We start from the raw sequence: 19,180 nt of genomic DNA, 5'->3' as shown, positions 1-19,180 counted from the left end.
GGGGCCCTTCGCCGTTCGCGCCCGACGCGGCCGGCGCGGGGCCCTTCGGCCGTTCGCGCCCGACGCGGCCGGCGTCAGACCCGGGCCGGCGGGGGGTAGACCGAGCCGTCCTGCGGGTCGAGCAGGAGCAGGCCGTGCTCGCCAGCGAGCCGTTCGATGGTGAGCAGCACCTCGTCGGCGCAGGCGGGACGGAGCCGCATCTCCACGTGGTCGGTCGCGACGTGCAGCGGGTCGACCGCCCACGGCGACTCCGGTGCTCCGGCGGCCGGGCCGCGGTCGGGGTAGGCGGCGGTCAGCTCCGTGTAGAACGCCGCGATCCGCCGGTCGGGTTCGCCGTCCACATGTTCACCCTGTCGGCACAGCTCGTGCGCCGCCTGCACGTCCGCTGAGGTGGACCCATGGTCCATGGCCCACACGACCAGATCGAAACTCACGGCGGACAGCGTGCCATCCGGACGTCGCGTGACACCACCTGCCCTGCCGACATGCAACCAAAGTGGCTCTTGCACGGCCCGACCGGGATCGATAGCGTGTTCGCCGGGTCACTCAGCGAGTTGTCCGGTGTGGACACGTCTTCGGGTGACGCTGTCCCGCGTCGGACGAGTGCCCGCGCCCCCCGGTGTGCGCGAACCGCGCGCACTTGCTGTGACCGGCCCCCGCGAGCCCTTGCCGAGCCCGCGGGGGCCGATCGTTTCCCGCCGCCGCCGAGCCCCGCCCCGGCCGGAACCGCTAGCCCGTGCGCCACAGTCAACAGTCGCGCCGCGACCTTTGCTCTGCTTACCCGGAGGAGACGCCCAGCGCCCGGATACCGGACGGTGGGCGTCTCCGTGAGGTAAGCAGAGCAAAGCAAAGCGCGCAGTGATGGTCGCGTTCGACGCGACGGCGCAGTGATGGTCGCGTTCGACGCGGCGGCGCAGTGATGGTCGCGTTCGACGCGACGGCGTGGACAGCCGGGGGCCCCGGATCGCTCGCAGGGTCAGCGCGGCGGCGCGAAGAGCGCGCGGTAACCGTCCCGGGTGGGGAACCAGGGGAGGCCGGCCGGGCCGGCGGCGCAGAGCGCCGTCGCGTACCCGTCGGCGATCGCGAGGTCGGGGCCGGTCACGATCGCGGCGCGCTGCTGGTCGACGGTGGTCCGGGTATGCGGGTCGACCACGTGTCCACGTCGCCCGGCCATCCCCGAGGTGCCGATCGCGCCCTCCGTCAGCGCCAGCACGGTCGGGCGAGCGTCGCGCCCCCGCGGGTCGTGCACGGCGACGCGCCACGGTCCACCGTGCGGCGCGTGTCCGCGTACCGTCAGATCCCCGCCGCTGACCACGGCGTAGTCGGAGATCCCCGCGGCGCGCAACCGCGCCGCCGCCCGCTCGACCGCCCAACCCTTGAGCAGGCCGCTCGGGTCGAACCCGCCCGGCACGGCCCATGCGTCGAACCAGCCGTCGGTGGCGGCGCGCATCGCGTCGCACCGCGCGACGATGTCGGCCAGCGGCGGGTACGCCTCCGGCGCCACCTCGCCGCGGCGCAGCAGCGCCACCAGGCTGGTGCGACGCAGCGGACTGTACGTCACGTCGATCGCGCGCAGCTCGGCCACCGCGTCGGCGATCGCCTCGCCGAGCCCCCGGCGCGACATGGGCTCCGGAGCGATCAACATCAGCAGGTAGTCGGCGGCCGAGGTGTGCACGGCGTGTCGGACGATCACCCGGTCGCCGCGGCCGGGGGCGGGCGGGTTCCCGGTGCGTTCCACGCCGCCGGGGCCGATGCGCAGGTCCGGGCGGAACCGGGCGTCGGCGGCGTACGCCGGGTGGGTGCCGCGTCTGGTCCGGGTGGTCCCGCGTGCCAGCATCTCTCGACCCCTTCCGCCGGCCCCCCTGCCGCTCGCTACACACGGTAGGGGGTGCAGATGAGCGGGCGGTGACAGCTGGCTGCGAACCCACTGTGAGCCGGTTAACGCGGCCCAGCCGGCATCACGGTCCGTATCGTGGGACTCGCGTACCGCGAATCGGGACGATCGCCTAACGTTCCCTCAACAACAGCAGCTCGTAGCGGAGGAGTTCGACGTGTCGGTGGCGCGGATCGCGGTGGTGGCCGGTGACGGCATCGGCTCCGAGGTGACCGCGCAGGCCCGTAAGGTGATCGACGCGGTGCTGCCCGGCGTGGAGGCGACCGAGTACGACCTGGGCGCCGCGCGCTACAACCGCACCGGCGAGGTGCTGCCGGACTCGGTCCTCGCCGAGCTGGCCGGGCACGACGCGATCCTGCTCGGCGCCGTCGGCGACCCGTCGGTGCCGCCGGGCGTCCTCGAGCGGGGGCTGCTGCTCAAGCTCCGCTTCGCCTTCGACCAGTACGTGAACCTGCGTCCGTCGCGGCTCTGGCCCGGCACGACGAGCCCGCTCGCCGCCGTCAAGCCCGGCGAGATCGACTTCGTGGTGGTCCGCGAGGGCACGGAGGGGCTCTACGCCGGCGCCGGCGGCACGCTGCACCGGGACACCCCGGCCGAGGTCGCCACCGAGGAGAGCCTGAACACCCGGCACGGCGTGGAGCGGGTGATCCGGGACGCGTTCGCCCGGGCGCAGCGGCGGGAGCGCCGCAAGGTCACGCTCGTGCACAAGACGAACGTGCTGACCCACGCCGGCTCGCTCTGGGCGCGCGCGTTCGACGCGGTCAAGGCCGAGTTCCCCGACGTCAGCACCGAGTACCAGCACGTCGACGCCGCCGCGATGTTCATGGTCACCCAGCCGCAGCGCTACGACGTGGTGGTGACCGACAACCTCTTCGGCGACATCCTCACCGACATCGCGGCCGCGGTCACCGGCGGCATCGGCATGGCGGCCAGCGGCTGCATCAACCCGGAGCGGGCGTACCCGTCGATGTTCGAGCCGGTGCACGGCTCCGCGCCGGACATCGCCGGCAAGGGCATCGCCGACCCGGCCGCCGCCGTGCTCTCCGCGGCGCTGCTGCTCGACCACCTCGGCCACGCCGAAGCGGCCCAGCGAGTAACCGAGGCGGTCGCGGCCGAACTCGCCGCCCGGACGCCGGGCGCGCCGCTGCGCACCGCCGAGGTCGGCGACCGGCTCGCCGCGCACGCCGCGCGCTGATCGCGCATCGTCCCGGCGGCGCCGGTACGCCGCGTGGCATCGTCGACACGGGGCCGCGCCGCCGTGCGCCGCGCCGGTGTGCGGCCTCCCTCTGAACGAACGTTCGGGGTAAGTTTCAGGCACGACTTCACAGCAGGTCGTCGCAGCAGGGTCGTCGCAGCAGCGACGGCACGTCCACAGCAGGGTCGTCGCGGTGGCGACGGCGCATCCGCTTCTGTTATCGGAGGTCAGCGCGATGAGCGGTGGTGACAAGCTCGACTTCGAGATTCGTCCGAATCTTCAGCCGGTACCCGCCGCCGAGCGCGCCGCTCTGCTGGCCAACCCCGGATTCGGCCGAATCTTCACCGACCACATGGTCACGATCCGGTACGCCGAGGGCAAGGGGTGGTACGACGCCCGGGTCGAGGCGCGCGCGCCGATCCCGATGGACCCGGCGACCGCCGTGCTGCACTACGCGCAGGAGATCTTCGAGGGGCTGAAGGCGTACCACGCCGCCGACGGGGGCGTGACGATGTTCCGGCCGCAGGCCAACGCGGCGCGCTTCGCCGCCTCCGCCGAGCGGATGGCGATGGCGCCGCTGCCCGAGGCGGCGTTCCTCGAGTCGCTGCGGCAGCTCATCACGATCGACCGCGACTGGATCCCGACCGGCGAGGACGGCAGCCTCTACCTGCGCCCGTTCATGTACGCCAGCGAGGTCTTCCTCGGGGTGCGCCCGGCCATGGAATACCTCTACGTCGTCATCGCCTCGCCCGTCGGCTCGTACTTCTCCGGCGGCGTCAAGCCGGTCAACGTCTGGGTCTCGCCGCACTACACCCGTGCCGCCCCCGGCGGCACCGGGGCGGCCAAGTGCGGTGGCAACTACGCCACCTCGCTGGTGGCGCAGGCCGAGGCGATGGAGCACGGCTGCGACCAGGTGGTCTTCCTGGACGCGGTGGAGCGGCGCTACGTCGACGAGCTCGGCGGGATGAACGTGTTCTTCGTCTACGACGACGGCACGCTCGTCACCCCGCCGTTGACCGGCACGATCCTCCCCGGCATCACCCGCGACTCGGTGATCACGCTCGCCCGGCAGCAGGGGCGGACCGTCGTGGAGCGGCCGATCAGCTTCGACGAGTGGCGCGCCGACGCGGAAAGCGGGCGGCTGCGCGAGGCGTTCGCGTGCGGGACCGCGGCGGTCATCACCCCGATCGGCCAGGTGCGCTTCCCGGACGGGTCGTTCACGATCGCGGACGGCGGCCCCGGCGAGACCACGATGGGGCTCCGGCAGATCCTGGTCGACCTGCAGCGCGGCCGCGGCGAGGACCCCAACGGCTGGGTCTACCGCGTCAGCTGACCGCTCGGGGCGTCGGGTCGGTGAGCAGGTGGGCGCGGAGCGCGGCGATCCGTTCGGTGGGCAGGCCGGCGTCGGTCACGTAGTTCTCGATCGAGCCGTGCCGTTCGCGCAGTTCGCCGAGGAAGGTCAGCATCGCGCGCGCTGGGCTGGAGAAGAACGGCTCGGGCGCCGGCGGCCGGTCCGGATACTGCTGGCGCAGCCAGGCGGTGAAGCGGTCCGCCGCCGCCGTGCTCAGCGCGTAGTCCTCGGCGATCACCTCGTCCGCCACGCCGAGCAGCGACAGCGTGAGCGCGCAGATCACCCCGGTCCGGTCCTTGCCGGCGGCGCAGTGCACCACGGCGGGGGCGCTCATCTCGTCCGCGATGACCGTGAGGGCGTCGGCGATCCCCTCGGCCGCCTGCTCCGCGAGGTCGTGGTAGCGGTCGGCCAGATACCGCGCCGGCCCCTGCCGCTCCTCGTACGGAATCTCGAGCCACTCCTGGTGCACCAGGTGGACGTGCCGGTAGTCGAGTCCGTCGTAGGCGGGCACCCGGCCGTACGCCGTCACCTCGTGCGGGCGGCGCAGGTCGATGACCGTGCGTACGCCGAGCGCTCCGAAGGCCTCGCGGTCGGCGTCGTCGATGCGGTGCAGCGAGTCCGACCGGTAGAGCCGGCGCCACCGCACCGTCCGCCCGTCGAGCCCGGCGTACCCGCCGACGTCGCGGAAGTTGAACAGGGTGGCGAAGGCGAGGGTCCGGGTCCCGGCGGAGGCATCCACGATCGACACGGTAGCGGGCCGCGACGAACCGGAAATCGGTGGGACGTGTGCGAACGGCCGGCGGGGCCCAGGCCCCGCCGGCCGTCGTGACACCCCCTCGCCGTTAGGCGGTCGGGGGGAGCGTCGAGCCCGGTGCGCCGTACGTGCCGCCGTAGTAGCCACCGAGCTTGTCCCGGTACGCCGGATCGGTCACGGCGGTGTCGTCGTACTCCGGAGCCGCCTTGATCTGGTCCTTGCTCCGGTCCACGTACACCTTCCGGTCCGCGTGGTCGACGTGGTTGACCACGCCGGCCGGCAACAGCACCTTCTTGCCGAAGATCCACGGCCCGGTGTCGACCACCAGGTAGCTGGCGTTGACGTCGTGACTGGCGCTGTCGATCTTGCCAATCCCGCCGTCGGTCGCCTCGACCTTGTAGCCCGCCACGTCGCCGCCGGTGACGTCGGCGTCGTCGCGGTAGCGCCACGGGTCGAAGCTCTGGGCCGGAGTCGCGCCGGCGAAGGTGCCCTGACCGTCGGGGGTCAGGGGATCCGGCGTCTGGTACGGGGTCGTCTGAGGGTCGAGCCGGTCCATTGGCTTTCACTCCTCTTCTCGACATCGACTGCTCTGTCGTCCGTTTCGCTACCCGACGCGCATGAGCACTACACGCAAAAATTGAAGATCGTTGTAAGTGTGGCGTTTTCGCAGGTCGTCGCGGCGGCCTGCCCGGCATGACCGGGTTCACTTTCCAATATGTGGACACGTCTTCCCGTAGCTCGGTCGGGGATGGCAAAGTACTCTCCGTGACCCGACTCGTACTCATTATTGGCACCTAGCGCGCCGGCCCCCTCACGCCGAGCGCGCCGACCTCCCGCATCCGCCGGGGGGTCTTTTTGTTGGTCCCGCGAGAAGGTCGCAGGTCGAGAGAGGAATTGGCGATGACGTTCCAGGTGTACGACACGACGCTGCGCGACGGGGCACAGCGTGAGGGGATCAGCTACTCGGTCGTCGACAAGCTGGCGGTCGCGCGGCTGCTGGACGACTTCGGGGTGGGCTTCATCGAGGGCGGCTGGCCGGGCGCGATGCCCAAGGACACCGAGTTCTTCCGCCGCGCGCGCACCGAGCTCAACCTGCGGCACGCGATCCTCGTCGCCTTCGGCGCGACCCGCAAGGCCGGCGTCGCCGTCGCCGACGACCCGCAGGTGCGCGCCCTGCTCGACGCGGAGACCGCCGCCGTCTGCCTGGTCGCCAAGTCCGACATCCGGCACGTCGAGCGCGCCCTGCGCACCACGCCGGCCGAGAACCTAGCCATGGTGCGCGACACCGTCGCCCACTTCGTCGCCGAGGGGCGGCGGGTCTTCCTCGACTGCGAGCACTTCTTCGACGGCTACCGCTTCGACCCCGCGTACACCAGCGAGGTCACCGCCGCGGCGCTCGAGGCCGGGGCCGAGGTCGTCGTCATGTGCGACACCAACGGCGGAATGCTGCCGTCCCGGGTGACCGCCGCGATCGGCGAGCTGGTCGACCGGCTCGGCGTGACGCCGGACCGGCTCGGCATCCACTGCCAGAACGACACCGCCTGCGCCGTGGCCAACACCGTGGCCGCCGTCGAGGCCGGCGTCCGGCACTTCCAGGCCACCGCCAACGGCTACGGCGAGCGGCCCGGCAACGCAGACCTCTTCGCCGTCGTCGGCAACCTCCAGCTCAAGCTCGGGCTCCCCGTCCTACCGGACGGGTGCCTGGAACAGATGGTGCGCGTCTCGCACGCCATCGCCGAGATCGCCAACATCGCCCCCGACACCCACCAGGCGTACGTCGGGGCCGCCGCCTTCGCCCACAAGGCCGGGCTGCACGCGAGCGCGATCAAAGTGGATCCGGTGCTCTACAACCACGTCGACCCCGCCGTGGTCGGCAACGACATGCGGATCCTCGTCACCGAGATGGCCGGTCGGGCCAGCATCGAGCTCAAGAGTCGCGAACTCGGTCTGGACCTGGCCGGCCATCCGGACGCGCTGTCCCGGGTCACCAAGCGCGTCAAGGAGCTGGAGGCGGGCGGCTGGTCCTTTGAGGCCGCGGACGCGTCGTTCGAGCTGCTCGTGCGGGCCGAGCTGGCCGCGGAGACCGGCGCGGTGACCACCCGGCCGTTCGCGCTGGAGTCGTACCGGGTGATCGTCGAGCACCGCGAGGACGGTGCGGTGGTCTCCGAGGCCACCGTGAAGGTCCGGGTACGCGGCGAGCGCGTGATCGCCACCGCCGAGGGGAACGGCCCGGTCAACGCCCTGGACGAGGCGCTGCGGGTGGCGCTGTCCCGGCACTACCCCGAGCTGGCCGGCTTCGAGCTGGCCGACTACAAGGTGCGGATCCTGGAGGGGAGCCACGGCACCGGCGCGGTCACCCGGGTCCTGGTGGAGACCGCCGCACAGCAGGGCCGGGACTGGACCACCGTGGGCGTGCACGAGAACGTCGTCGAGGCGAGCTGGCACGCGCTGGTGGACGCGCTCACCTACGGGCTGGCCAAGACGCCCACGACCACGTGAGACCGTCGGTGTCCGCGGCTCATGCGCCGGGGAGGGTGAGCTCGGCGACCACCGCGCGGTGGTCGCTGCCGGGCACCGGGTGCACCGAGACGGTCCGCACCGCGACCCGTCGGTCGACGAGCACGTGGTCGATGGTGACCGGCGGGATGAGATCCCCGTCGTACGGGCCCCACGTGCCGACCAGACCCTGCCCGGCCGCGGCCGCCGCGTCCACGTACCCGCTGTCCAGCAGGGCGCGCAGCGGCGCGTGGTCGAGCGTCGCGTTGAAGTCCCCGGCGAGGATCCGCAGCGGTCCGTCCGGGGTGGCGCGGGGCTGCGCGCGCAGGTCGGCGAACCAGTCCGGCAGCATCGCCAGCGAGAACGGCGCGGACGGGTGCGCGGACTCCACGAGCACCGGCGGGGCGCCCGGCACCGCGACCGTGGCGTACGCCTGGGTGAAGCCGAAGAAACCGGGGTTGCGGCGGATGCCGGTGTCGCTGAGGGGGAAGCGGGCGTAGAGCGCCGACCCGGTCGTGCCCACCTCCGGGTTGAGCTGCCGGTGCGGCAGCAGCTCGCCTAGGCCGTCCCGGTCCAGCGCCGCCCGGGTCTCCGGGGTGAACTCCTGCACCGCCAGCACGTCGACGCGCTCCGCGCGGACCAGGCGTATCAGCGCGGCCGCGTCGCCGTCGCCCGCCAGCACATTGGCGGTCGCGATCCGCAGCGTCGGCCCCGCCCCGCGCGGCGCGTCGGCGGGCAGCGCGCGCGGCGCCACCACGCCGAGCAGCGCCAGCGCGGCGACGCCGGCGACCGAAGCCGGCCACCAGCGGCGCAGCGCGAGCGCGATCAGCGGGGGCATCAGCGACCACCCCGCGACGTACGGCGTGAACGCGACGAGCTGCACCAGCGGGCCGCGTTCCAGACCGAACAGCCGCACCAGCGCCCAGAGCAGCCCGGGCACGGCGAGCAGCCAACAGAGCCCGGTCAGGGCCCGCGACCGCCGCGGCGCGACCGCCGCCGGCGTCTCCGTCATCGTTTCCACGCTCATCCGGGCACGGTAGCCGCACCGTCCCATCCGGAAGGGTCGCTTCCCACACCGACGAGCGATCGCCGGCCCCCTTCCCTGCGGCGCGGCGCGTTAGACCCGCCGATTAGCGGGCAACCCCGACGGGCGCCCGGCCCCGCCGCGCTCGGGCCTGGACCGCCACCACGCGTTCGATCGAGGGGAGCTGACATGGTCACGCCCGCACCGGCCAGGACGGTCGCGACCGCGAGCGAACTGCAGCAGACGCAGGGCGAGGTCAGCAGGGTGATCGTGGGGCAGGAGCGGCTCGTCGAGCGGCTGCTGACCGCGCTGCTGGCCGACGGGCACTGCCTCCTCGAAGGGGTGCCCGGCATCGCGAAGACGCTGGCCGCGCAGACCCTGGCGACCACGGTCGGCGGCGACTTCGCGCGCATCCAGTTCACCCCCGACCTGGTGCCCTCCGACATCGTCGGCACCCGGATCTACCGCGCGTCCTCGGAGAGCTTCGACGTGGAGCTCGGCCCGGTGATGGCGAACCTGGTGCTCGCCGACGAGATCAACCGGGCGCCCGCCAAGGTGCAGTCCGCGCTGCTGGAGGCGATGGCGGAGCGGCAGGTCTCGATCGGGGGGCGGACGTATCCGGTGCCCGACCCGTTCCTGGTGGTCGCGACGCAGAACCCGATCGAGTCGGAGGGGGTCTACCAGCTGCCGGAGGCGCAACGGGACCGATTCCTGATGAAGGTGGTCGTGGACTATCCGAGCGAGGAGGAGGAGCTGGGAATCCTCTACCGGATGGGGACCAAACCGCCGCAGGCCGTGCAGGTCCTCGACCCGGAGCGGTTGCGGGCGCTGCAGGCCCGGGCGCGCAGCGTCTTCGTGCACCACGCGCTCGCCGAGTACGTCGTCCGGCTGGTGCTGGCCACCCGCCGCCCCGAACGGTTCGGGCTCGCGGCGATCGCGCCGCAGCTGGCGTACGGGGCGAGCCCGCGCGCCACCCTCGGACTGGTGGCCGCCGCCCGTGGCCTGGCCCTGCTGCGGGGACGCGACTACGTGCTCCCCGACGACGTGCAGGAGCTGGCCGTGGACGTCCTCGCCCACCGGCTCGTGCTCTCCTTCGACGCGGTCGCCGAGGGGGTCTCCGCGGAGTCGATCGTGCGCCGACTGGTTCAGGCGGTGCCGCCGCCGCGGGTGGCCGACCGGGACGGACGCGCGGTGGGCCTGGCCGCGGCATGACCGTCGGAACGGACGACATCGGGTACGCCGGCCTGCCCGAGTTGGCGCCCGAGCACCGGCTGCGCCGGCTGGAACTGGCCGTCACCCGGCGGCTCGACGGCCTGCTGCACGGGCAGCACATCGGCCTGCTCCCCGGCGCCGGCAGCGAACCGGCCGGCAGCCGGGAGTACCGCCCCGGCGAGGACGAGGTGCGCCGGATGGACTGGGCCGTCACCGCGCGCACGGCGGTGCCGCACGTGCGCGAGGTCGACGCGGACCGGGAGCTGAGCACCTGGGCGCTGGTGGACTCGACGCCGAGCATGGACTTCGGCACCGCCGAGGTGGAAAAGCGGGAACTCGCGGTCGCGGCGCTGGCGGCGATCGGCTTCCTCACCGCCGGGGTCGGCAACCGGATCGGCGTACACCTGCTCGGCGCCCAGACGGTGCGACGGTTCCCGCCGCGCGCCGGCCGCGACCACCTGCTGGGGCTGTTGCGGACGGTGCTGTCGGCGCCGCGCGGCGCCGACGGCGGCCCGCCGCCGTCGCTGGCGGCCGGGATCGACGGGCTGAACCGCGCGGCGTCGCGCCACGGCCTGGCCGTCGTGGTCTCGGACTTCCTCGACGGCGTCGGCGAGACCGAGGACGCGGAACCGGAGTGGGAGAAGCCGCTGCGCCGGCTCGGCGCGCGGCACCAGGTGCTCGCGGTGGAGATCACCGATCCGCGCGAGCTGGAGCTGCCGGACGTCGGATTGATCACACTGGTGGACCCGGAGACCGGGCTGCGGCGGGAGGTCGCGACCGGGGACGCGCGGCTGCGCGAGCGCTTCGCGGCGGCGGCCGCCGGACAGCGCCGCAGTGTGGCGGGGGCGTTGCGCCGGGCCGGCGCGGCGCACCTGGCGCTGCGGACGGACCGGGACTGGGTCGCCGACATCGTCCGGCACGTCCACGTCCAACGGCGGCTGGCCGGCGCCGCCCCGGCCGGGACGGCGTGCGGAGGTGCGACATGAGCATGTCCTGGGAGTCGCCGTACCGGCTCTGGCTACTGATCGGGGTGCTCGGGCTGCTCTGGGCGTACCTGTTCCTGCAGCGCCGCCGCAGCCGGTACGCCGTGCGCTTCACCAACCTGCGGCTGCTGGACCGGGTGGCGCCGCGGGTGCCGGCCTGGCGCCGGCACCTGCCGGCCGGACTGTTCCTGGGCATGCTGTCGCTGCTGGTGGTCGGCTTCGCCCGCCCCACCGCCGACGTACGGGTGGCCCGGGAGCGCGCCACGGTCATGGTCGCGGTCGACGTGTCCACGTCGATGCTCGCCACCGACGTGTCACCGAACCGGCTGTCGGCGGCGAAGTCGGCGGCGCACGGGTTCGTCGACGACCTGCCGAAGCAGTTCAACGTGGGGCTGGTCGCCTTCGCGGGGAACGCCTCGGTGCTGGTGGCGCCGGACACCAACCGGGAGACGCTGGACGCCGGCATCGACCGGCTGACCGAGGGGGTGACCGGCACCCAGGGCACCGCGATCGGCGAGGCGATCAACACCTCGCTGGAGGCGATCCGTTCGCTGGACGCCAAGGCCGCCCAGGATCCGCCGCCGTCCCGGATCGTGCTGCTCTCCGACGGCGCGAACACCTCGGGTCGCGATCCGGAGTCGGCGGCGAGCGACGCGACCGAGGCGAAGGTGCCGGTCGACACCATCTCCTTCGGCACCCCCGCCGGCTACATCAACCAGGGCGGTGGGCGCCCGCTGCGGGTGCCGGTGGACGGCGACAGCCTGCGGGCGGTGGCCGCGCAGACCGGCGGCGGCTACCACGAGGCGGGCAGCAGCGAGGAACTTCGGAAGGTCTACGACAACATCGGCACGTCGGTGGGGTACCGCACCGAACGCCAGGACATCTCCGACCGGTTCATCGGCGTGGGGTTGCTGCTGGGCGTGGCCGCGGCGAGCGGCTCGATGCTGTGGTTCTCCCGTCTGCCCTGACACCTGTTGACGGAGCTGCGATGACCACCACCCCTTCCGGCCTCGGCGAACCGCGCGGGCCGCGGTTCGTCTCGCCCGAGCTCGATCCCGCGCTGCGCCCCGGCGGGTACGGCCCGGAGCCGGCGGCCGCGGCGACGGCCACGGGCGCGCGATGGCGGCGCCGGCTGCTCGCCGCGGTCGCCGTGGTCGCGCTCTCCACCGTGTCCGGCGGACTCGCCGGCGGTTACGTGGCGGACTACGCCGGCCCGGCGGCCGTCCGGGCAGCGGCCAGCCCGTCACCCTCGAGCGCCGCCGCCGGTGTCCCCGCCGACCTGGTCAACGCCGCCGCGCAGGCGCTGCCCGGAGTCGTCTCGGTGCAGGTCGGGACGGGCAACGGCATGGCCGGCGGCTCCGGGTTCGCCATCGACGACCGGCAGCACATCATCACGAACGACCACATCCTCGCCGGGGGGACGGCCGCGGCCGGCGGCGGTGGGTCGGGCGGGGGCGGCGCGGTCACCGTGGTGGGTCCGGACGGCCGGCGGCTGCCCGCCGAGGTCGTCGGGCGGGATCCGGGCAGCGACATCGCCGTGCTCCGGGTGCCGTCGTCGGCCGGCCTGCGGCCGCTGCCGTTGGCGCAGCCCCGCAGCACCCGGGTGGGGGAGCCGGTGCTCGCGGTCGGCTCGCCGCTCGGCCTCTCCGGAACGGTGACCGCCGGCATCGTCAGCGCGCTGGACCGGCAGGTGCGGCTCGGCAACGGCGGCCGGCAGTCGGCGGTGCAGACCGACGCCTCCATCAACCCGGGCAACTCCGGCGGGCCGCTGGTCAACGCCCGCGGCGAGGTGATCGGGGTGAACACCGCGATCGCCACCCTGGAGGGCAGCGGCAACATCGGCATCGGGTTCGCGATCCCGATCGAGCGCGCCGAACAGGTCGCCGATCGGCTGATCCGCCGCGGCGGGTGATCCGCGCGGCGGCCGGGCGACGCGAAATGCCCGCGCGGACCGGGACGATCGGGCACTAACCTCGAGACGTGGCCGAGGACCTACGCGTGACCGAGCGGCTGGTGATCCCCGCCGGCGAGCTGCGCGAACGCTTCTCCCGGTCCTCCGGTCCGGGTGGTCAGGGCGTGAACACCACGGATTCGCGGGTGGAGCTGAGCTTCGACGTCGTCGCTTCCGGCGCCCTGCCGCAGTCGCTGCGCAACCGGATCGTCGAGCGGCTCGCCGGCCGGCTGGTCGACGGCGTGCTCACCGTGACCGCCAGCGAGCACCGTGCGCAGCTCGCCAATCGCGAGGCCGCCCGCGCCCGGCTCGCCGCCCTGCTGCGCGACGCGGCCGCGCCGCCGCCCCCGCCGCGTCGTCCCACCAAGCCGAGCCGCGCGGCGAAGGAGCGGCGGCTCACCGCGAAACGGCGGCAGTCGCAGCTGAAGCAGAGTCGCGGTCGGGTGCGGGACGAGTGACCGGCAGTCGGTCGATCGCCTCGATCAGGCGGGCGCGCAGCGGGGCGGCCCGCTCGGCGAAGTCCCGCTGCGCGGCGGCGTACTCCGCACGCCCCTCCGGGGTCTCGACCCGCACCGCCGGGTAGCCCAGCGCCGACAGGTCGTACGGGGAGGCCCGCATGTCGAGCGTCCGGATCTCCCGCGCCAGCGCGAACGCCTCCGCGACCAGCTCGCTCGGCACCAGCGGCGAGAGCTTGTACGCCCACTTGTAGAGGTCCATGTTGGCGTGTAGACAACCCGGCTGCTCGTTGTCGAGCTGTGCCTCGCGGGTGGGGGAGAGGAGGTTCAGCGGCCGGGCGGGCGCCGTGAAGAAGCGGTACGCGTCGAAGTGGCTGCACCGGATTCGGTTCTGCTCGACGGTCCGCGCCGTCTGCTCCGGGTCCAGCCGCAGCGGCCAGGCGTTGTGCCGTACCTCGTCCGGGGTCTGCCGGTAGACCATCGCCCACTCGTGCATCCCGAAGCATCCGAAGTGGGCGTTGCGGGCCGCGGTGTGCGCCAGCAGGGCCCGGATCCAGCTCACCGCTTCGGCGCGGCGCCCCAGCACCGCTGTCGTGTCCAGCTCGACCCCGCCGGCGACGGCCCGGTAGTCGCGGCCGAACTCGTCCGGCGTCGCGTCCGCGAGCAGCACCCCCGCGCCGGGGTGCCAGCGGCGCAGTTGGGCGGGGCGGTGGGAGTAGTAGGTGAAGAGGAAGTCCTCCACCGGGTGCTTCCGGCCCGTGCGCCGCCGCTGCAGGTGCGGGGTCAGCCACGCGTCCACGGTGCGCTCGTGCGCCTCCCGGCGCGCGCGCCAGATGGCCGCGGCGAGCACGGCGCGGGGGTGGGGGGTCGGCGCGGTCATCCGTCCAGGGTACGGGCGGCCGGGTCGCCGGCCGCCGGGCTCAGACGGGGGTCACGCTGACGCCGGCGTTGAACGCGCCGCTGCGCAGCTCGATCCGGGTGGGGAGCAGTTCGCTGGTGACGGTGAAGGCGAGCGGGAAGAGTAGCCGTTGCCCGGCGGCGAGCGGTTCGGCGAACATGTCCCGGCCCTTGTTGGCCTCCCGGGTCGCCGCCTCATCGGTGCTGACCCAGCTGCCCGTCGGCAGGTAGGCGCGCTGCAGGCCGGCGTGCCAGTGCCCGTCCTTGCCGCTGGCGTTGTGCACGCCGACGGTGGCGATGCAGCGCCGCGTTCCGGGGCCGACCTGCTGGCACCCGATGCGGTAGACGGTGAACTCGAACGAGTCCTCCCGCAGCGCCGCCCCGACCGGGCCGGAGGTCTGGTTGCCGACCCAGCCCGTCTGCTGCCGCGCCAGCTGGATGGTGTCCGCGCCGGCCACCACCGCGCGGGTGCCGAGCGCCCCGGTGAGGGCGAGCAGCAGCAGGGTGAAGGCGAGCACGACGACCGCGGGCGGGCGACGACGTCGACGCGGTGCGGGCGGCGGTGCCAGGCCCCGGATCGGCGCGCGGGTGGTCGGGCCGATGCGGGACCGGCCGGCCGCGCGTCGCCGCCACCGGCGCGCCACCGCCACGAGCCCCCAGAGCAGGGTGAGGCCGACGAGCGCCGAGGCCCCGATGATGGTCAGGGTCCGCGGCTGCTGCCACCAGGGCGGGGCGTGTCGCGGGGTGATGTCCGGCGGCGGGGTCCAGGCCGCCGTGGCGCAGGAGTAGGGCCGGCTGCCGTCGCGCTCGTACGCGCAGGCGGGCGAGAACAGGGTGCTGCCGCCGGAGTGGGTGAGCGAGCTGGTCAGCGTGGTGTTGCTCCGGGGCGGCGCCTTGAGCTGCCAGGTCACCTCGCCCTCCTTCGGGCGGGCCTCGGGGCTCGTCGTCGTCACGGTGGTGCCGCGCGGCAGTTCCTGCCGGACCGTCACGTCGATCGGTTTCGCGGTGGAGTTGCGCACCTCGATGCGGTAGTTCGGCGACAACGTCCCACTGCTGTTGATGCCCAGACTCACCGTCTGGGGCTGCGCGTGCGCCGGCTGCGGCGCGGCGAGGATGGACGAGAACCCGACGACGACGGCGATTACGGCGCGCTGGCACGAGGTGAACATGACTCTTTTTCGCCTCCCACCCGAGGGTAGGGCGCGGTGGTCGGCCCCGTGCCCGAAGCGCGGATTCCGCCGCCGGGCGGCGTGCCGCCGCCGCCACGCCCCGCGCCACCCGACCGGGTTCGGCCGCCGGCCGGGTCGGTCGGCCGGTCCGGCCGATAGATTGAGCGGGTGCGAATCGCTCGTTTTGCTCATGCCAGTGGAATGTCGTTCGGCGTCGTGGAGGGGGAGCCCGGTGCGGGGCCGGAAGGGCTGACCGTCACCGAGATCGAGGGCCACCCCTTCGGCCGCCTCACCCTCACCAACCAGCGCTGGGCGCTCGCCGATGTGCGCCTGCTCTCGCCGATCCTGCCGAGCAAGGTGGTGTGCGTCGGGCGTAACTACGTCGAGCACGCCGCGGAGCACGGCGCCGAGGTCCCCGCCGAGCCGCTGATCTTCTTGAAGCCGTCGACATCGGTGATCGGTCCGCGGGACGCGATCCGGTTGCCGGCGCAGTCGAAGCAGGTCGAGCACGAGGCGGAGCTGGCGGTGGTGATCGGCCCGCCGGGCGCGCGCCGCGCCGACCGCGCCGCCGCGGAGAAGGCGATCTTCGGGTACACCTGCGGGAACGACGTCACGGCGCGCGACCTGCAGCGCGCGGACGGCCAGTGGACCCGCGCGAAGGGCTTCGACTCGTTCTGCCCGCTCGGCCCGTGGATCGTCACCGGGGCCGACGTGGGCGACCGGGAGGTGCGCTGTGAGGTGGGGCGCGACCCCGAGCAGATGGAGGTCCGGCAGCTCGGGCGGACCAAGGACATGGTGTTCGACGTGCCGACCCTGGTGTCGTACGTCTCACACGTCATGACGCTGCTGCCCGGCGACGTGATCCTGACCGGAACGCCGGCCGGGGTGAGCCCGCTGAGCGCGGGGGATGTGGTCACCGTGCGTATCGAGGGCATCGGCGAGCTGTCCAACCCCGTGGTGGCAGTGGAATAAAACGCCTGCTCGCCGCGCTGGAAACGCCGTGGACGTAACCCGATTTGGCGCGCCATCGGCCGTCGGGTAAAGTTCTTTCTCGGTGCGGCGAGCACCGATGGGGTATGGGGTAATTGGCAGCCCGACGGATTCTGGCTCCGTTAGTCTAGGTTCGAGTCCTGGTACCCCAGCGACCGACGCCGAATGGCTTCGGTAGCTGGTCTCTGATAGAGTTCAGCACCGTTGCTCGAAAGAGCAACACAGCAAGTCCTGGCCCCGTCGTCTAGCGGCCTAGGACGCCGCCCTCTCAAGGCGGTAGCGCCGGTTCGAATCCGGTCGGGGCTACAGATTAGCCGAGGCGCCCTCCAGCAGGAGGGCGCCTCGGCTTTTGTTCCCGCTCCGGTCAGTAGCGGAACTCCGCCATCGCGGTCCGCAGTTCGGCCGAGATGGCGGCGAGCTCCCCGGCGGCGTGCCGCGCCGAGTTCGCACCCGTACGGGCCCGGTCGGCGCCGCCGACCACTTCGGCCATGCCGTCGCCGATCCGGGTACTGCCCGACGCGGCGGCGCCGAGATCAGCCGCCATGCTGTCGGTGGTGGCGCTCTGCTCCTCGACGGCCGAGGCGATTGTGGTCTGGTAGTCGTTGATCCGGCCGATGACCCGGCTCACATCGGTGATGGACTCCGCCGCGCCACGGGCGTCCGCCTGGATCGCCTCGATGCGCCGTCGGATCTCCTCGGTCGCCTTCGCGGTCTCCTGCGCCAGGTCCTTGACCTCGCCGGCCACGACCGCGAACCCCTTGCCCATCTCGCCGGCCCGGGCCGCCTCGATCGTCGCGTTGAGGGCGAGCAGGTTGGTCTGTTCGGCGATGGCGGTGATCACCTTGACCACGTCGCCGACCTCGGCCGACGAGGTGCCGAGCCGAATCATGATCTCCTCTGTGGACGCTGAGACCCGTACCGCCTCCGTGGCCACCTGCGCGGCCTCGGACGCGTTCACCGCGATCTCCCGGATGGAGGCGCCCATCTGTTCCGCCCCGCTCGCCACCGCCTGGACGCTGCGGCTCACCTCCTGCACGGCGCCTTCGATCGCCGCGGCCTGGGTGGCGGCGCCCTCCGCCCCCTCGGCCAGCATCCGGCTCGTCTCCTCGAGCTGCGTCGCGCGGCCCGCGAGGCTCGCGCTACTGCCGTCGAGCGTGCCCACCATGGTGCGGATCCGGTCGGTCGCCCGGTTGAGCGCGCGCGCCATCACCCCGAGCTCGTCCCGCCCCGCGTCGGGCGCCCGCTGCGTCAGGTCGCCGTCGGCGACCGCGCCGAGCACCTCGCTGACGCGCCGCAGCGCCCGGATGATCGCCCCGGCGGTGAGCAGCGCGAGCGCGACGGCGACGGCCACCCCGACGGTGAGCACGGCCAGGATCAGGATCAGAGCGCGCGCCGACGCCGCCTGCGCCCCGTCGAGTCTCTGCTCCGCCAGCTTCGTCGACCCGGCGCTGAGCGCGTCGAGCGTCTGCTCGAACTCCTTCACGGTCGGCGTGATCTCCTGCGAGCGCACCCGCTCCCATTCGTCGATCCTGCCCTGAGCCTTCAGCTCGTCGGCCCGCTTGCGCTGGTCGCGGTAGCGGCTCCACAGCTCGCCGAACTTGTCGATGGCGGCGCGCTGCTCGGCCGTGACCGCCCGCTGCCGGTACGACGCGACGAGGCCGTCGATCGCCTTCTCGTGGTTGGCCAGGTCGGCGGCGTACCGCTGCTTCGCCGCGGGGTCGGCGGCCGTGGCCGCGGAGAGCGCCGAGAACCGGCTCTTCATCACGCTCTCGCGCAGCCGTCCGACGTCCTGCGCGGGCAGGAAGCCCTGCGTGTAGATGGCGTCGCCGTGCGCGGAGACCGTGCGCATCTGGGCGACGCTCAACGCCCCCACGACGGCGGCGACCACCGCGACGACGAGTACGGCGAAGAGAATCTTCGTCCGTACGCCCACATTCTGGAAGATCCGAGTGTCGGTCTGCCTCATCGCCATGTGTTTTCCCCCACGCGTCGGTGCGATGGGGGAACCATCGGCAGGCACCGTTGCCACGTGAGACGAACCGTGGTGGCGGCGAGGCGCGCCGTCGGCGCCGGTTCCCGGCCGCTGCCGCTGCCGCTGCCGGTCGCCGTCGGGCGGGTGGCGTTACAGTCCGGACAGGCGCTGCCCGGCGCGGACGACGGCCATGGCGTGCCGGTCGCCGGGGCGGCGGCCGAGCCGCTCTATCGGGCCCGAGATGCTGATGGACGCGATGACCCGGCCGGTGCGGTCGCGGATCGGCGCGGAGACGCTCGCCACACCGGGCTCCCGCTCGGCGACGCTCTGCGCCCACCCGCGCCGGCGCACCTCCGCCAGCGTGCGGCCGGTGAACTTGCAGCGGGGCAGCAGCGGCATCACCGCCTCGGGCGGCTCCCAGGCGAGCAGGATCTGCGCGGCCGATCCGGCCGTCATCGGCAGCACGGAACCGACCGGCACGGTGTCGCGCAGCCCACTGGCCCGTTCCGCGGCGGCGACGCAGATGCGCTCGTCGGCGCGGCGCAGGTAGAGCTGCGCGCTCTCGCCGGTGGCGTCGCGCAGCGCGGCAAGCAACGGCTCGGCCGCGGTCAACAACACGTCGGGCGCGGCGTTCGCGAGCTCGCCCAGGCGCGGCCCCGGACGCCACCGGCCCTGGGTGTCCCGAACCAGCATCCGGTGGATCTCCAGCGCCTGCGCCAACCGGTGCGCGGTCGCCCGGGGCAGCTTGGTGCGATCGACGAGTTCGGCCAGGCTGGCGCCGTCCACGCAGGCGGCAAGGATGACGACCGCCTTGTCGAGAACGCCGACACCGCTCAT

General features: G+C 73.3%; 18 protein-coding genes and 2 tRNA genes. 11 read left to right on the top strand and 9 right to left on the bottom strand.

Features of this window, described 5'->3' with window-relative positions:
- Positions 1-74: 74 nt before the first annotated feature.
- Positions 75-434, bottom strand: coding sequence for a hypothetical protein (locus BLW47_RS09320; RefSeq protein WP_091554466.1), 360 nt, complete (start codon positions 432-434; stop codon positions 75-77).
- 542 nt (positions 435-976) lie between these two features.
- Positions 977-1,837 (bottom strand): FAD:protein FMN transferase, encoded by an 861-nt coding sequence (locus tag BLW47_RS09315; protein ID WP_091554464.1) that lies wholly within the window; start codon positions 1,835-1,837, stop codon positions 977-979.
- A gap of 220 nt (positions 1,838-2,057) precedes the next feature.
- Between BLW47_RS09315 and BLW47_RS09310 the strand changes: the two genes are divergently transcribed.
- Together BLW47_RS09310 and BLW47_RS09305 are read left to right on the top strand one after the other, a co-directional pair.
- Entirely contained in the window at positions 2,058-3,089 is a 1,032-nt protein-coding gene (locus tag BLW47_RS09310; RefSeq protein WP_091554461.1) for a 3-isopropylmalate dehydrogenase, read from the top strand.
- 235 nt (positions 3,090-3,324) lie between these two features.
- Positions 3,325-4,422: a branched-chain amino acid aminotransferase gene (locus BLW47_RS09305; protein ID WP_091554459.1), complete on the top strand. Its 1,098-nt coding sequence runs from the start codon at positions 3,325-3,327 to the stop codon at positions 4,420-4,422.
- On the opposite strand, the gene BLW47_RS09300 is transcribed toward BLW47_RS09305, so the two are convergent.
- Both BLW47_RS09300 and BLW47_RS09295 read right to left on the bottom strand, forming a co-directional pair.
- Complete coding sequence (locus BLW47_RS09300) at positions 4,415-5,188, bottom strand: tyrosine-protein phosphatase (protein ID WP_425435365.1); 774 nt, start codon at positions 5,186-5,188, stop codon at positions 4,415-4,417. The genes BLW47_RS09305 and BLW47_RS09300 overlap by 8 nt on opposite strands.
- 94 nt (positions 5,189-5,282) lie before the next feature.
- The gene (locus BLW47_RS09295; RefSeq protein ID WP_091554455.1) at positions 5,283-5,750 is read right to left on the bottom strand and encodes a PRC-barrel domain-containing protein; all 468 of its coding nucleotides are present in this window, start codon (positions 5,748-5,750) and stop codon (positions 5,283-5,285) included.
- Positions 5,751-6,094: 344 nt separating this feature from the next.
- On the opposite strand from BLW47_RS09295, the gene cimA reads away from it, so the two are divergent.
- The gene (gene cimA, locus BLW47_RS09290; RefSeq protein ID WP_091554681.1) at positions 6,095-7,693 is read left to right on the top strand and encodes a citramalate synthase; all 1,599 of its coding nucleotides are present in this window, start codon (positions 6,095-6,097) and stop codon (positions 7,691-7,693) included.
- Positions 7,694-7,712: 19 nt separating this feature from the next.
- Here the strand turns inward: cimA and BLW47_RS09285 are convergent, their stop codons facing one another.
- Positions 7,713-8,702 carry an endonuclease/exonuclease/phosphatase family protein gene (locus tag BLW47_RS09285; protein WP_091554679.1) on the bottom strand — a complete coding sequence of 330 codons (990 nt, stop codon included), beginning with the start codon at positions 8,700-8,702 and terminating at the stop codon, positions 7,713-7,715.
- A 201-nt stretch (positions 8,703-8,903) separates the two neighbouring features.
- Between BLW47_RS09285 and BLW47_RS09280 the strand changes: the two genes are divergently transcribed.
- From BLW47_RS09280 to arfB, 5 genes are all read left to right on the top strand, one after another.
- Positions 8,904-9,926: an AAA family ATPase gene (locus tag BLW47_RS09280; protein WP_091554451.1), complete on the top strand. Its 1,023-nt coding sequence runs from the start codon at positions 8,904-8,906 to the stop codon at positions 9,924-9,926.
- Positions 9,923-10,912, top strand: coding sequence for a DUF58 domain-containing protein (locus BLW47_RS09275; RefSeq protein WP_091554447.1), 990 nt, complete (start codon positions 9,923-9,925; stop codon positions 10,910-10,912). Before BLW47_RS09280 ends, BLW47_RS09275 begins: the two co-directional genes overlap by 4 nt.
- Positions 10,913-10,914: 2 nt before the next feature.
- Positions 10,915-11,877, top strand: coding sequence for a VWA domain-containing protein (locus BLW47_RS09270; RefSeq protein ID WP_091554441.1), 963 nt, complete (start codon positions 10,915-10,917; stop codon positions 11,875-11,877).
- 20 nt (positions 11,878-11,897) lie between these two features.
- On the top strand, positions 11,898-12,821 hold the full coding sequence (locus tag BLW47_RS09265) for a S1C family serine protease (protein WP_091554437.1): 924 nt from the start codon (positions 11,898-11,900) through the stop codon (positions 12,819-12,821).
- A gap of 68 nt (positions 12,822-12,889) precedes the next feature.
- A complete protein-coding gene (gene arfB / locus BLW47_RS09260; protein WP_091554433.1) occupies positions 12,890-13,318 on the top strand; it encodes an alternative ribosome rescue aminoacyl-tRNA hydrolase ArfB in 429 nt (142 codons plus the stop codon).
- On the opposite strand, the gene BLW47_RS09255 is transcribed toward arfB, so the two are convergent.
- Both BLW47_RS09255 and BLW47_RS09250 read right to left on the bottom strand, forming a co-directional pair.
- Positions 13,257-14,195 (bottom strand): 3-methyladenine DNA glycosylase, encoded by a 939-nt coding sequence (locus BLW47_RS09255; protein WP_091554428.1) that lies wholly within the window; start codon positions 14,193-14,195, stop codon positions 13,257-13,259. The genes arfB and BLW47_RS09255 overlap by 62 nt on opposite strands.
- A 40-nt stretch (positions 14,196-14,235) precedes the next feature.
- Positions 14,236-15,381 carry a hypothetical protein gene (locus tag BLW47_RS09250; RefSeq protein WP_091554425.1) on the bottom strand — a complete coding sequence of 382 codons (1,146 nt, stop codon included), beginning with the start codon at positions 15,379-15,381 and terminating at the stop codon, positions 14,236-14,238.
- A gap of 168 nt (positions 15,382-15,549) precedes the next feature.
- Here BLW47_RS09250 and BLW47_RS09245 point away from each other — a divergent pair, with 168 nt between their 5' ends.
- The 3 genes from BLW47_RS09245 to BLW47_RS09235 all read left to right on the top strand — a co-directional run bounded on the left by BLW47_RS09245 (position 15,550) and on the right by BLW47_RS09235 (position 16,677).
- Positions 15,550-16,353, top strand: coding sequence for a fumarylacetoacetate hydrolase family protein (locus tag BLW47_RS09245; protein ID WP_091554422.1), 804 nt, complete (start codon positions 15,550-15,552; stop codon positions 16,351-16,353).
- A gap of 98 nt (positions 16,354-16,451) precedes the next feature.
- Positions 16,452-16,523, top strand: a tRNA-Gln gene (locus BLW47_RS09240).
- Between the two features lie 81 nt (positions 16,524-16,604).
- Positions 16,605-16,677, top strand: a tRNA-Glu gene (locus BLW47_RS09235).
- A gap of 58 nt (positions 16,678-16,735) precedes the next feature.
- On the opposite strand, the gene BLW47_RS09230 is transcribed toward BLW47_RS09235, so the two are convergent.
- Both BLW47_RS09230 and BLW47_RS09225 read right to left on the bottom strand, forming a co-directional pair.
- On the bottom strand, positions 16,736-18,343 hold the full coding sequence (locus tag BLW47_RS09230) for a methyl-accepting chemotaxis protein (protein WP_091554419.1): 1,608 nt from the start codon (positions 18,341-18,343) through the stop codon (positions 16,736-16,738).
- Positions 18,344-18,493: 150 nt separating this feature from the next.
- Positions 18,494-19,180 carry an IclR family transcriptional regulator gene (locus tag BLW47_RS09225; RefSeq protein WP_091554416.1) on the bottom strand — a complete coding sequence of 229 codons (687 nt, stop codon included), beginning with the start codon at positions 19,178-19,180 and terminating at the stop codon, positions 18,494-18,496.

The sequence above is a fragment of the Micromonospora pattaloongensis genome (assembly GCF_900107255.1).
GTDB lineage: Bacteria > Actinomycetota > Actinomycetes > Mycobacteriales > Micromonosporaceae > Micromonospora_I > Micromonospora_I pattaloongensis.
This window is presented reverse-complemented; position numbering and strand designations above follow the sequence as displayed.

Coding starts and splice junctions, on each gene's coding strand:
- BLW47_RS09315 (WP_091554464.1), bottom strand. CDS start 1,837: ATGCTGGCACGCGGGACCACCCGGACCAGACGCGGCACCCACCCGGCG.
- BLW47_RS09305 (WP_091554459.1), top strand. CDS start 3,325: ATGAGCGGTGGTGACAAGCTCGACTTCGAGATTCGTCCGAATCTTCAG.
- BLW47_RS09295 (WP_091554455.1), bottom strand. CDS start 5,750: ATGGACCGGCTCGACCCTCAGACGACCCCGTACCAGACGCCGGATCCC.
- cimA (WP_091554681.1), top strand. CDS start 6,095: ATGACGTTCCAGGTGTACGACACGACGCTGCGCGACGGGGCACAGCGT.
- BLW47_RS09285 (WP_091554679.1), bottom strand. CDS start 8,702: ATGACGGAGACGCCGGCGGCGGTCGCGCCGCGGCGGTCGCGGGCCCTG.
- BLW47_RS09280 (WP_091554451.1), top strand. CDS start 8,904: ATGGTCACGCCCGCACCGGCCAGGACGGTCGCGACCGCGAGCGAACTG.
- BLW47_RS09275 (WP_091554447.1), top strand. CDS start 9,923: ATGACCGTCGGAACGGACGACATCGGGTACGCCGGCCTGCCCGAGTTG.
- BLW47_RS09270 (WP_091554441.1), top strand. CDS start 10,915: ATGTCCTGGGAGTCGCCGTACCGGCTCTGGCTACTGATCGGGGTGCTC.
- BLW47_RS09265 (WP_091554437.1), top strand. CDS start 11,898: ATGACCACCACCCCTTCCGGCCTCGGCGAACCGCGCGGGCCGCGGTTC.
- BLW47_RS09255 (WP_091554428.1), bottom strand. CDS start 14,195: ATGACCGCGCCGACCCCCCACCCCCGCGCCGTGCTCGCCGCGGCCATC.
- BLW47_RS09250 (WP_091554425.1), bottom strand. CDS start 15,381: ATGTTCACCTCGTGCCAGCGCGCCGTAATCGCCGTCGTCGTCGGGTTC.
- BLW47_RS09230 (WP_091554419.1), bottom strand. CDS start 18,343: ATGGCGATGAGGCAGACCGACACTCGGATCTTCCAGAATGTGGGCGTA.
- BLW47_RS09225 (WP_091554416.1), bottom strand. CDS start 19,180: ATGAGCGGTGTCGGCGTTCTCGACAAGGCGGTCGTCATCCTTGCCGCC.